Origin of the sequence: Inquilinus ginsengisoli (genome assembly GCF_031453975.1) — a bacterium.
GTDB lineage: Bacteria > Pseudomonadota > Alphaproteobacteria > DSM-16000 > Inquilinaceae > Inquilinus > Inquilinus ginsengisoli_A.
Genome location: NZ_JAVDPW010000005.1, coordinates 455,267 through 467,896 on the forward strand (window position 1 = coordinate 455,267; position 12,630 = coordinate 467,896).

General features: G+C 66.4%; 11 protein-coding genes. 3 read left to right on the forward strand and 8 right to left on the reverse strand.

The genetic code is table 11. The features are described from left to right. Window positions 1-325: 325 nt before the first annotated feature. The 6 genes from E9232_RS16570 to E9232_RS16595 all read right to left on the reverse strand — a co-directional run bounded on the left by E9232_RS16570 (window position 326) and on the right by E9232_RS16595 (window position 7,506). On the reverse strand, window positions 326-1,894 hold the full coding sequence (locus tag E9232_RS16570; protein ID WP_309795533.1) for an ABC transporter substrate-binding protein: 1,569 nt from the start codon (window positions 1,892-1,894) through the stop codon (window positions 326-328). A gap of 42 nt (window positions 1,895-1,936) precedes the next feature. After that, window positions 1,937-3,502 (reverse strand): ABC transporter substrate-binding protein, encoded by a 1,566-nt coding sequence (locus E9232_RS16575; protein WP_309795535.1) that lies wholly within the window; start codon window positions 3,500-3,502, stop codon window positions 1,937-1,939. Between the two features lie 56 nt (window positions 3,503-3,558). Further along, a complete protein-coding gene (locus E9232_RS16580) occupies window positions 3,559-4,404 on the reverse strand; it encodes an ABC transporter permease (protein ID WP_309795537.1) in 846 nt (281 codons plus the stop codon). Between the two features lie 98 nt (window positions 4,405-4,502). Continuing rightward, the gene (locus E9232_RS16585) at window positions 4,503-5,429 is read right to left on the reverse strand and encodes an ABC transporter permease (protein WP_309795541.1); all 927 of its coding nucleotides are present in this window, start codon (window positions 5,427-5,429) and stop codon (window positions 4,503-4,505) included. 48 nt (window positions 5,430-5,477) lie between these two features. Then, entirely contained in the window at window positions 5,478-6,485 is a 1,008-nt protein-coding gene (locus E9232_RS16590) for an ABC transporter ATP-binding protein (RefSeq protein WP_309795543.1), read from the reverse strand. Next, window positions 6,445-7,506: an ABC transporter ATP-binding protein gene (locus E9232_RS16595; protein ID WP_309795544.1), complete on the reverse strand. Its 1,062-nt coding sequence runs from the start codon at window positions 7,504-7,506 to the stop codon at window positions 6,445-6,447. Before E9232_RS16595 ends, E9232_RS16590 begins: the two co-directional genes overlap by 41 nt. Window positions 7,507-7,827: 321 nt before the next feature. Here E9232_RS16595 and E9232_RS16600 point away from each other — a divergent pair, with 321 nt between their 5' ends. The 3 genes from E9232_RS16600 (at window position 7,828) to E9232_RS16610 (ending at window position 10,655) form a co-directional block, all read left to right on the forward strand. Then, a complete protein-coding gene (locus tag E9232_RS16600; protein WP_309795546.1) occupies window positions 7,828-8,547 on the forward strand; it encodes a GntR family transcriptional regulator in 720 nt (239 codons plus the stop codon). Window positions 8,548-8,622: 75 nt separating this feature from the next. Continuing rightward, window positions 8,623-9,687, forward strand: a complete 1,065-nt coding sequence (locus E9232_RS16605) for a D-2-hydroxyacid dehydrogenase (protein ID WP_309795548.1) — start codon at window positions 8,623-8,625, stop codon at window positions 9,685-9,687. Window positions 9,688-9,737: 50 nt separating this feature from the next. After that, on the forward strand, window positions 9,738-10,655 hold the full coding sequence (locus tag E9232_RS16610; protein WP_309795549.1) for a hypothetical protein: 918 nt from the start codon (window positions 9,738-9,740) through the stop codon (window positions 10,653-10,655). Window positions 10,656-10,726: 71 nt separating this feature from the next. On the opposite strand, the gene E9232_RS16615 is transcribed toward E9232_RS16610, so the two are convergent. Both E9232_RS16615 and E9232_RS16620 read right to left on the reverse strand, forming a co-directional pair. Continuing rightward, window positions 10,727-11,725, reverse strand: a complete 999-nt coding sequence (locus E9232_RS16615; RefSeq protein WP_309795551.1) for a Gfo/Idh/MocA family protein — start codon at window positions 11,723-11,725, stop codon at window positions 10,727-10,729. Beyond that, the gene (locus E9232_RS16620) at window positions 11,722-12,606 is read right to left on the reverse strand and encodes a sugar phosphate isomerase/epimerase family protein (protein ID WP_309795553.1); all 885 of its coding nucleotides are present in this window, start codon (window positions 12,604-12,606) and stop codon (window positions 11,722-11,724) included. Before E9232_RS16620 ends, E9232_RS16615 begins: the two co-directional genes overlap by 4 nt. Between the last annotated feature and the right edge of the window lie 24 nt (window positions 12,607-12,630).

Below are 12,630 nucleotides of genomic sequence, written 5' to 3' on the forward strand. Positions count from 1 at the left end.
TCTTCGGAAGCGTGGGGTCGGCGTCGCGGAGCCACGCGCCCCGGGTCGCGCGAGACGGAGCCTGTCGAGCGTGGGGTCGGTCCTGAGGCCTCGCTTTCAGGGCCTCACGGCCGGACAGCCCCTCGCACGGCAGCCCGGCCTGCAGCTTCGCGTTGGCGCTCCCGGCGACGAAACACTGTCTCATGAAGCCAGCATGACGCCGCCCGACAAGCCGGGACAATCCTACAAAATCTCGCCTTCGGGCGCCGTTTTTCTCATGGCTCTGCCAAAGGGCTTGCGAAGGACGTCACCGTGGCGACCGGAGCGGGCGGCACCATGTGGCGGGCTAGTCCGTGGCGCCTTTCAGGACGAGATTAAGATAGACCCGGCCATCGGGCCGCGCCTGGTAGGTGAGGCGCTTCGATACGCCGTAGAGGGTCGGCTCGGTGAACAGCCAGATCACAGGGGCTTGCTCGGCGACATAGGCCTGAGCCTCGTTGCACATCTTCTCCCATTTCGATTGGTCGAATTCCTGGTTGAACGCCTTGAACATGGTTTCGAACTTGTCGTCGACCCAGCTCATGCGGTTGGATCCGGAATCCTTCTGCACCAGCAGCAGATCGCCCTGGCACGTATAGTCGGGCCCTGACGAGCTGTTCATCAGGTCCCGGTAGCCCGCGCCTTGCTTGGCGCGCATCTGGGCGTTGACCGAGCTGTCGATGACCCGCAGATCCTTGATCTCGATGCCGACCGCCTTCCAGTAATCGACCAGCACCTGCGCGATCTCCTTGTCCATGAGGTAGGAGCCGCCGGTGGTGTCGAAGTTGAGCGACAGACGCTCGCCGTCCTTGGTCCTGATGCCATCCGGGCCGGGGGCCCAGCCGGCTTGGTCGAGCAGTTGCTTGGCCCGGTCGGGATCGAAATTGTAGGGCTTCAGGTTCGGGTCCTGGTAGGGCGTGTTGATGAGATCGATCGAGCACTTGGCCATTCCGCCGAGGAGAGCGGTGGCGATCTCCTCGCAGTTGACAGCGTAGTTCATGGCCTGGCGGACCCGCACGTCTGCCAGGGCGGGATGGCGGCCCTGCTTGATGGCGATGAACAGGCGGCGGTAGCTCGGCGCCACGACCACATTGGCGCCCGAACTCTCCAGGTCGGCCTTCAGGTCGGCGGGGACGCCCACCATGAGGTCCGCGGTTCCGGCCTTCAGCTCGCTGATGCGTGTCGCGATCTCCGGCACCGCCTTGACGATGACCTCGTCGACCGGCGGCTTGCCGAGCCTGTATCGGTCGAACGCCTTCAGGATGAGGCCTTCGCCGGGCTTGTACGACACGAACTTGTATCCGCCCGCCCCGACCGGTGCGAAGGCCACCTTTTCCGGCGAATTCTCGGAGTAGTATTTCGGTGGCAGGATCGACAGCTCCGGATTGACCATATGCGAGGTGATGATCGGATCCGGCTCCGTCATCACCAGGCGGACGGTCAGGTCGTCGACCTTCTCCATATGGTCGTATTTGAGGGCTCCGAGCGCGAAGGTCAGGTCTCCCTGTCCTGCCGCGAACAGCTTCTTGGCCCGGTCGAACGTGAACACGACCGCATCGGCGTTGATCGGTTCGCCGTTGTGGAAGACCAGGTTCGGCCGGATCTTGATCTCCCAGTCCAGCGGGTCGAGCATCTTGATCGACTCCGCCACGGCGGGGACGATCTTGCCGTCATTGTCGAGGCGGAACAGGGTCTCGTGGATCGACAGGATGACGTTGGCGTCGGACTGCGAGAACATCGGGTCCAAGCTGACCGGTTCGGCATCGCTGAGGAATATGACCGGCTTGCTCTCCGCGAAGGCCGGGGCGCTCGCGACAGCGCTGAACGCCAGCCCGAGGATCAATATCGGGATTCGGATTGCACGTGTCGGCTTCATGGTCTCTGCCTCCTGTTCAGTTTTTTGTATCGGCCGGACGCTCTAATCCTGCTCCCCTTGCAGGACTGAGCCCAGATAGAGCCGGCCGTCGGCGCGGGGGTGAAAGGTCAGGCGCTTGGACACGCCATAGAGCGAGGGCGCGTTGAACAGCCACACCACGGGCGCCTGCTGGGCGACATAGGCTTGTGCGGTGCGGCACATCTCCGGCCATTTCGATGCGTCGAACTCCTGACGGAACGTCTTGAACATCTGCTCGAACGTGTCGTCCACCCAGCTCATGCGGTTCGAGCCGGACTCCTTGTGCACGAGCAGCAGGTCGCCCTGGCAGGTATAGTCGGGGCCTGAGCCGGAGTTCATGAGATCCCGGAAGCCGGCGCCCTGGTTGGCCCGCATCTGCGCGCTGACCGAGCTGTCGATCACTTTGAAATCCTTGATCTCGATGCCCACGGCCTTCCAGTCATCGGCCAGAACCTGGGCGGTCTCCTTGTCCATCAGGTAGAAGCCGCCCGTCGTGTCGAAATTGAGCGAGAGGCGGACGCCATCCTTGGCCCGGACACCGTCGGGTCCCGTCACCCAGCCCGCCTCGTCCAGCAGCGCCTTGGCCTTCTCCGGGTCATAGGGATAGGGCTTCAGGGCGGGATCGTCATTGGGCGGATTGACCAGGTCGATCCGGCATTTCACCAGCCCGCCCAGCAGCTCGGCGGCGATCTCGTCGCAATTGACGGCATAGTTCATCGCTTGCCGAACCCGCACATCGGCCAGCGCGGGATGGCGGCCCTGCTTGATGTTGATGAACTGGCGAAGATAGCTCGCCGCCGTCACGACCGTGACGCCGTCTCCCTCCAGATCCGCCTTCAGGTCGGCCGGCACCCCCGTCATGAGGTCGGCCGACCCGGCCTTCATCTCGCTGACGCGTGTCGCCACCTCGGGGACGGCCTTGACGATGACGTCGTCGACGGGCGGCTTGCCCTGCCAGTACTTGTCGAACGCCTTCAGCACCAGCCCGACGCCGGGTTCGTAGGAGACGAAGCGATAGCCGCCCAGCCCGACGGGCGCGAACGCCACCTTCTCGGGCGGGTTCTCCGAATAGTATTTCGGCGGCAGGATCGAGAATTCCGGGTTGACCAGGTGCGAGGTCACGATCGGATCCGGTTCTCTCATGACAAGCCGGACCGTCAGATCGTCGACCTTGTCCACATGGTCGTATTTCAGGGCACCCATGGCGAAGTTCAGGTCGCCCTGGCCCGCCGCGAACAGCCTCTTCGCCCGATCGAAGGTGAAGACGACCGCGTCGGCATTGGCCGGCTCGTCGTCCTGGAACACCAGCCCCGGGCGAAGCCTGATCTCCCAGGTGAGCGGATCGATCATCCGGATCGACTCCGCGACGGCGGGGATGATCTTGCCGTCATTGTCGAGCTTGAACAGCGTCTCGTTGATCGACAGCGTGATGTCGGCGCTCGATGTCGAGAACATCGGGTCGAGACCGACCGGCTCCGCCGGCAGCAGGACCACGACCGGCCGTTGATCCGCCATGGCGGACGTCGCGGCGGCCGCACCCGCCAGCAGGCCGAAAGCAAACAGGGCGTGCCTCAACAGATTCGGACCCATCACGGCTCAGCTCCTTGGACGTTTGCCCGGTACCGGCGTTGGTCTATGCGCGCTCCTCAGGCGATGTTCTTCAGCCGGGGATCGAGATAGTCCCGCAGCCAGTCGCCGAGGATGTTGATCGACAGGACGGTCAGCGAGATCGCGGCGCCGGCGGGAAGCGTCAGCCAGTCGGCGACGCCGACATACTGCCGGCCATCGGCCAGCATGGTGCCCCAGCTCGGGACGCTCGGCGGCACGCCGACGCCGAGAAAGCTGAGGGACGCTTCGGCCACGATGTTGCTGGCGACGGTGAAGCTCGCGATCACGATCACCGGGCTCCAGACATTCGGCAGGATGTGCTGGAACAGGATGCGCCACTGTCGCTCGCCCGTGGCATGCGCCGCGAGCACGAACTCGTCGGTCTTGATGGTCAGCACCTGGCTGCGGACGATGCGCCCGTACTGCACCCATCCGGTCAGGCCCAGCACCAGGATCAGCTTGTCGAGGCCGGAGCCCAGCACGGCCATGATGGTGAGGGCGAGCAGGATCGTCGGAAAGGACAGCTGGATGTCGCACAGACGCATGAACAGGTCGTCGACCCAGCCACCGAAATAGCCGGACAGCAACCCGACCAGCAGCCCGATGGTGCCGGAGATGAGCACGGCGGCAAGCCCGACCACGAGGGAGACGCGCGCGCCGTAGACCAGGCGGCTGAAGACGTCGCGGCCCAGCGAATCCGTGCCCAGCCAGAAGGTGATGCCGGTGCTGCTGGTGTAGCCGGGGGGCTTCAGGCGCTGGATCAGCTTGATGGCGAAGGGATCGTTCGGCGCCAGCCACGGTGCCGCGACGGCGGCAATCAGGACGAGCAGAAGGATGGCGACGCTGACGACAGCCGCTTTGCTGCGGAAGAGCCGCGCCAGCATCTGGTTTCGCCGCGGGCGTCCGACGGCGGCCTGCTCCGGCATTGCTGGTGCTCCGGGCGTGGCGCCGGCGTCGATTTCAGTCGGGCGGTCGATGAGGGTCATGAGCTGTGCCGGATGCGCGGGTCGATCCAGGAATAGGCGAGATCCACCAGCAGGTTCACGGCGGCGAAGATCAGCGCCAGCATGACCACGCCGGCCTGGACCACGTAGAAGTCCTTCGATCCGATCGCGGAGACGATTTCACGGCCGACGCCCGGCCAGCCGAAGATCGTCTCGATGATGACCGAGCCGCCCAGCAGGAAGCCGAGCTCGAGGCCGATCGCCGTCACGATCGGCAGCAGGGAGTTGCGCAGCACATGCGCATAGACGACGCGAGTTTCCGAGATCCCCTTGGCGCGCGCCGTGCGGACGAAATCGCGCCGCATGAAGTCGAGCATCGAAGAGCGCGTCAGCCGCATGTTGCGGGCGATGGGAAACGCCGCCAGGGATACTCCGGGCATGATGAGATGCTGCCAGGTGCCGCTGCCGGAGATCGGCAGCCATTTCAGGTGAACGCCGAACAGCAGGATCAGCAGGATGCCAAGCCAGAAACTGGGGATGGACTGGCCGATCAGGGCCAGCACCGTCGCGATGTGATCGATCGGCCGCCGCACCCAGATTGCGGACATCACCCCGAGCGGGATCGACACCAGCAGCGACAGGACGAACGCGAAGGACGCCAGCCTGATCGTCGCCGGCAGTTTGTCGGTGATCACCTCGTAGGCCGGCTGGTGGCGGATGAACGAGTAGCCGAAGTCTCCCTGGACGGCGTTGCCGACGAAGCTGAAGTACTGGACGTACCACGGCCGGTCGAAGCCCATTTTGACCCGGAACTCCTCGATCTGGGCGACGGTCATGTGGTCGGCCGCATCGCGCAGGATGACCTCGGTCGGATCGCCGGTCATGAACAGCATGCCGAACGCCACCACGCTGACGCCGAACACGACGATGAGGGACTGCAGGAGCCGCCGGATCACGTAGCGCATGGCCCCCTCACGCTTCCATCGCGGGGCAAGGACGCCATTCGGGCGCTGTCAGACAAGATGGCACGCAACCCAATGCCCCCCGGTGGCTTCGCGGAACTCCGGCTCGATGGCGCGGCACTGGTCCGTCGCCATCGGGCAGCGTGAACTGAAGCGGCAGCCGGCCGGTGGATCGGCCGGACTTGGCAGGTCGCCCTCGAGCAGCATGCGCTGCCGCTGTCGCTCCAGCGGAGGGTCGGGGATCGGGATCGCCGACAGCAGGGCCTTGGTGTAGGGATGAAGCGGGCGTTCGTAGAGCTCGTCGCTGGTCGTCAGCTCCATCATCTTGCCGAGATACATCACGCCCACGCGGGTGGAGATGTAGCGCACCATGCTGAGGTCATGCGCAATGAACAGGTAGGTCAGCCCCAACTCCTCGCGCAGGCGCTCCAGCAGGTTGACGATCTGGGCCTGGATCGAGACGTCGAGCGCCGAGATGGGTTCGTCGCAGACGATGAAGTCGGGCGAGGTGGCAAGCGCCCGGGCGATGCCGATCCTTTGCCGCTGCCCGCCGGAAAATTCGTGCGGATACCGGTCGCGAACGGAGGGGTGGAGCCCGACCTTCTGCATGAGCTCGGTGACGAGGGCCCTTTCCTCCCGCGCGTTCCTGGCGACGCCGTGGACGCGCAACGGCCGCGCGATGATCTCGCCGACCCGCATCTGGGGATTGAGCGAGGCATAGGGGTCCTGGAAGATCATCTGCATGTGCCGCCGGGCGCGCCGCACATCTTCCGGACCCCTCTTGGCAAGGTCGACCCCGCGGAACTCGACCTCTCCTGCGGTCGGCCGGTAGAGCTGAAGGATGGCGCGCCCGGCCGTCGTCTTGCCGCAGCCGCTTTCCCCGACCAGCCCGAGGGTCTCCCCTTTCGCGATATCGAAGGTGAGGCCATCGACCGCCTTCACGGCCCCGACGACGCGGCTGAAGACGCCCGACCGGATCGGGAAATGCATCTTCAGGTCTTTGACGCGAACCAGAATCTCACTGTTCATGGGGCGCGTCCCGATGGCCCAGCCGATCATGCCAGCACGCCACCGTGTGGCCTGGTGCAACCTCGGCGAGGGCCGGATTCTGTTCTCGGCAGCGATCGGTCGCGAAACGGCAGCGCGGCTCGAACGGGCAGCCACGCAGATCGCCAAGCAAGGTCGGGGGCAGTCCGCCGATCGCCTGCAGCTTCTTGTTGCCGCCGGCGTCCAGGCGCGGCAGCGATCCGAGCAGGCCGAGGGTGTAGGGGTGGGCCGGCCGGGCATACAGCTCGTCGACCGGTGCCTGCTCGACGATGTGCCCGGCATACATGACGGCGACCCTGTCGGCGAGACGGGCGACAACCCCGAGGTCGTGGGAAATCCAGATCACGGCGGTGCCGAGTTCGGCCTGGAGCTTCTTCACCAGCTCGACGATCTGCGCCTGGATGGTCACGTCCAGGGCCGTCGTCGGCTCGTCCGCGATGATCAGCTGCGGTGAGCACGACAACGCCATGGCGATCATCACGCGCTGGCGCATGCCGCCGGAGAATTGATGCGGGTAGTCGCCGAGCCGCTCCGCCGGCCTTGGGATCCCGACCATGCCCAGCAGATCCGCCGCCTTCGATCGGGCCTGACGGCGCGTCAGGCGCTCATGCGCCAACAGGCTTTCGGTGATCTGTGCCCCGACCCGCATAACCGGATTGAGCGACGTCATCGGGTCCTGGAAGATGATGGCGATGGATCCGCCGCGGATGTCCCGCAGCGCGCGATCATCGAGCGTCAGCAGGTCGGTCCCCTTGAAGAGGATGCTGCCGCTGGTGATCCGCCCCGGCGGTGAAGGGATCAGCCGGAGGATCGAGAGAACGCCGACGGACTTGCCGCTGCCGCTCTCCCCGACGATGGCAAGACACTCGCCCTTGTCGACGGAATAGGAGATGCCGTTCAAGGCGTTCACGACGCCGTCGACCGTATAGAATTTCGCCGCGAGATTGCGGACCTCGAGCAGCTTGTGGCGAGGCTCCGGCCCGGGCGGAGGCGCATCGCGGTCCAAGGCCGGGAGCGGTCGGTCCAGCATCATGCCTCGGCGATCTGGCGCAGGGCCGGCCTGCCGGAGTGCCGATGCCGGATGTCAGGCCTCCGCATTGCCGCGCCCCATGGCACTCTGCAGGCACCATGCGTGGCTGCGCGGAGCGCAAACCCGTGCGGGCCTCGCAGCATTCGGAGAACCGGCGCAAGCGTCCGTTCCATGTGTCGATGTCGCCAATTTGTTCGCTCGTCGGCGCCGCTCCCTTTCTTATTTTCAGGAGTGGTGCGGCTGCCTCGGATGCCTCCGCCGCGATTCATGTCGCAGACGTTCTCAATTGTCGACAATTAATTTTCCTGTTAGACGGATCGCATGATGGAGTTGAGACCGATCAAGAAGAAAAGCGTAGAGGTCGAGGCCGCCGAAGCGCTCCGCAATCATGTGGTCGGGGGAGGCGTTCCTCCCGGCGGGCGACTCACCGAGATGCGGCTGTCGGAAGCCCTCGGCCTGTCCCGGACCACCGTCCGGACGGCGCTCCATCAACTCGCCAACGAAGGGCTGGTCGTGCAATTGCCCTACACCGGCTGGTCGGTGACCAGCCTGAGCAGCACGGATGCCTGGGAGCTCTATACGCTGCGGGGCAGCCTCGAAGCGCTGGCCGCAAGGTTGCTTGCCGAGAATCTCGATTCCGACAAGAAGGGCCAGCTCCATCGCGCGTTCGATGCGCTGGTCGTGGCCTGTGGGAAGGGCGACGAGGTCGCGATCGTTGACCGGGACCTGGCCCTCCACAAGCTGATCGTCTCCCTGTCCGGTCATCGCCGTCTTGCGGAGCAGTATCGACTGATCGAGCAGCAGATCAGGCTCTACCTGATCTGGAGCGACCGGCTGATGCCCAGCGTCGAGGATATCATCGCCACGCATCGACCCATTGTAGAGGCGATCGTCGCCGGCGACGGCCGGTTCGCCGAAGGGATCTTGCGGGACCACAATGAAACCGCGGGGCGCGTGCTGTTCGACTTTCTCAAACAGCGTGAGGCCGCCGGTGTGGGCCGAGAGGCGCCGCCGCCGGCGCGTGCCCGCAACCGAGCCAACTAACCGAATTCCTCTTCCGTGCCGGCCGCTGTTGCGCGCCGGCGCTGCAAGGATGTGAACGACAGCGGGGGTGCAGCGATGGACCGTAACAGCGATCGGTTGAATGTGTTCATTGCCAGCCCGCTCGAGGAGGAGCACGTCGCCCGCATCCGCGCTGTCGCGCCCGACAGGGTGGATGTCGTCCACGAGCCCGATCTCCTTCCGCCGACTCGATATGTGGCGGACCACAATGGCCCGGCCGGATTCAAGCGCGACGATGAGCGGGAGGCGCGCTGGCGCCGGCATCTGGCGAAGGCCGATATCCTGTGGGACTTCCCTCCGGATGCAGCGGACGGATCGACGGGCCTCTCGCTGGCGCCCCGGGTGAAATGGATCCAGGCGACCAGTTCAGGGATCGGAAGCCGGGTCGCGCGCCTCGGGCTCAAGGATTCGACGATACTGCTGACGACTGCCCGCGGCGTGCATGCCGGCCCGCTGACCGAGTTCGTTTTCCACTCCCTCATCGGCCACTGGAAACAGCATCTGCGCGTCCAGGCGGACCAGAAACGCCATCATTGGGAGCGCCGCTGCGACGAGGAGCTGGCCGGCAAGACTCTCGCCGTCATCGGTGTGGGCGAGGTCGGCCGACGGATCATCCGGATCGGCAATGCGTTCGACATGCGGGTGGTGGCGCTGGCCCGGCCCGGATCGACGCGGACCGCCGAGGCGCTCGGGGTCGATGAGCTGTTCGGGAGTTCCGACCTGCACCGGATGCTGGGGATCGCCGATGCGCTGGTCCTCGTGGTTCCCCACACGGCGGAGACCGAGGGCATGATCGACCGCTCGGCGATCGCCGCCCTCAAGCCCGGCGCGGTGCTGGTGAACATCGCGCGCGGCCAGGTCATCGACGAGCAGGCGATGATCGACGCGCTGCGGACCGGCCATATCGCATTCGCCGCCCTCGATGTCTTCACGGTCGAACCCTTGCCGCCGACGAGCCCGTTGTGGGACATGCCGAACGTGCTGGTCAGCCCGCATTCGGCCAGCACCGCGGCCAGCGAGAACGGCAAGATCACGGACATCTTCTGCCGCAACCTGAAATGCTTCATCGAGGGCCGCGTGTCCGAGATGACGAACCTGTTCGACCGTTCGCTGACTCATTGATCCTGGAGCCTCCAGCTCCATTCGTGCCTCACGGAACCGCAAGGCCAGTCGTGACGATCCAGCACTTCATTGAAGCAGCCCAAAGGGACCATGCGGCGAATCCCGCCGCGGTCGCAGCTCGGTTGCCGGATGGTTTCGCCATGCTCCTCACGGCACCGGACCACGCGGAGGCCTTCGCTCGCCTGGTCGAACACGTCGTGCTGGGGCACATGGATGACGCGCGCGAACTCGATCGGTGGATCGCCCGGTTGGAACCGCTCGCAGCCGGGAACAGCCAGCTTGCGGCGGCGCTCGCCCGCGCCCGTCTGGCCAATGCGCTGGCCGGCGGTGCCGGGATGCCCGCGGAGTCCTCTCTGACGGCCGCAGACCAGGTCCGCGCCTACGGCAATGCCCTGCTGGCCTTGACCAGGCGCGCCGCCTGGGCCGAGGCTCGCGCACGCCTGTCCTCGGCCCAAGCGCTCGCCGATGCAGCTGGAGACGCCGCGTCGCTGCGCTCGCTGGCCGCCATCACCAACAACCTCGCGGGCGACCTCCGTTTCTACCTTGGGGACCGTCGGGACGACGGCGGTTATGTCGACCTGATGATCGACGCTGCGCGAATCTCCCATGCCAGCTGGTACAGGGCTGGCGGCTGGCTGGAGCGGGAGCGCGCGGACTATCAGGTCGCTCTCTGCCTGGCAGGCGCAGGGCGCGCCGAAGAGGCGCTGCGGGCTGCGGAGGCCTGCTGGCAGGGCTGTGTCGAGAACGATGCTGATAGCGTGGAGTGCTTCTATGCGCTCGAGGCTCTGGGCCACGCCCACTGCGCCGCCGGTCGGCTGGACGAGGCCCGTGCCGCTCGGGTGGGAATGGCCGAGCGCCTGCCGAGCCTGGACGAAGCGTCGCGCGGACCGGCCACCGAGCAGTTGGAAGCCCTCTCGGATGCGATCACGGCCCGGGAAGGTCGATCTGGAATGCCAGATCGGTCGTGAAGATCTGGATGGGGTCTGGCCAATCCAGGCCTGTCTCATGCGTGGCGGTCGTCCAGCCTGGGCCGCAGGCTCTATCCTCCGACCTGTCGGCGCAGCGTCTCCAGATGCCGCATGGCGGTGACGCCGTCGCGGATGGTGGGGGCGTCGGCGGCCTCGCCGCGGAAGGCCTTCAGCGTCACCTCCAGCAGGGCATGGTAACCCTTGAAATCCTCATTGGCGGCGGCGGTGAAGTTGGGTGACCAGGTCAACGCATCCTCGGTGCCGGCGAGGGTGGCGCCGAGGTTCTGGGTCTTGAAGGCCGGGTCGCGGTAATAGGTGACATCGATCACATTGCGCACCTCCAGCCGGCGGTGGTCGCCCATGATCTGGACGAACTCCATCGGCGTGCCGCGCGACTGCACCGTACCCATGACGATGGTGCCGATGGCGCCGCTGTCGAAGCCCAATGCGACGTGCATGAGGAGGCGCCCGGGCCCGTTCTCGACCTTGCGGGCCGAGATCTCGCGGATCGGCGAGGCCGCCAGGAAGGCCGGAAGGTCCATGTAGTGGACGCAGTGGTGCAGGAAGAATCCGGAATAGTCGACCGCGCCCTGGAAATAGGTCGGCGCCGTCATGTAGGAGCCGTAGAAGCCCAGCACCGGGCCGAACTCGCGGCTGCGGACGATGTTGCCGGCGATGCGGTTGCCGATCGACCAGCGCTTCATGAAGCCGAGCACCAGCGGCTTGCCGGCGCGCTCCGACGCCGCCAGCAGTTCCTCGGCCTGGGCGAGAGTGCTGCCGGGCGGCTTTTCCATGAACACCGGCAGGCCACGGGCCAGGGCGGCGAGGCCGATGGCGTGGTGCGCGGCGGGGCCGACCGCCATGCCGACCGCGTCCAGCCCGGGATGGGCCAGCAGGTCGCGATGGTCGGTGTAGGTGGCGCGCACGCCGAACTGGCGGGCGGCGCGGGCCAGGTTGGCGCCGTCGATATCGCACAGCGCCGCCAGCTCGACATCGTGCCGCGTCAGCTGCGTCAGCAGCATCTGGGTCGCGTGGGTGCCGCAGCCGATCCAGCCGATCTTCAGCGTCATCGCCGGTGCCCTCCCATCGCCAATGCGCCGCGCAGCAGGGCGAGGCTCTGGGTCAGCTTCTCCGTCTCGTCCTCATGCGGCGGCCGCCATTGCGCGATCGGCACGCCGAAGCGGTCGTCGTCGCGGCGGAACGGCTCGACCGAGATCGGGCCGGCATAGCCGACATCGGCCAGCGCCCGCGCCACCGCCACCCAGTCGGTCGCGCCGGTGCCGACGAAGCCGCGGTGGTTCTCGTTCGCCTGGAAATGGACGAAGCGGTTGCCCGCCAGGCGGATCGCCTCGGCGATGTCGGCCTCCTCCATATGCATGTGGAAGGTGTCGAGCATCAGCCGCACTTCCGGCCGGTCGACCAGGTCGATCAGGTCCAGCCCCTGGCGCGTGGTGCACAGGATGTCGGTCTCGAACCGGTTCAGCGGCTCGACCGCCAGAACCACCCCATGGTCGCGCGCCGCATCGGCCGCTCGCTGCAGCCCGTCGACGCACCAGTCGCGGCGACGCAAGCGCAGATCCTCGGCCACCGGCGCCGGCGGTCGGCCGGCGAAGACCAGCGGGTTGCCGTAGAGCGGACCGCCGACGATGCCGGCGCCGAGCCGTTCGGCGCAGTCGGCGGCATAGTACAGATACGCAACCCCGGCCTCACGCGCAGCGGCATCGTCGCCGGTCAGGTTGCGCTGCAGGTTGACCCGGGCGGCGAGGACGACGGACAGGCCGGCGCCGTCCAACGCCCGGCGGGTCTCGGGGAGGTCCAGCTCGCCCGGCTCGGGCACCAGGAGCTCGATGAAGTCGTAGCCCATGGCGCGGATCCGCTCGAACCAGCCGAAATGCTCGGTGGTGAAGGGGCGCGCGACCTGCATGGAGATGAGGCCGATCGGGTTCGGCATGGATGATTCTTTCGGTCGAGAGAG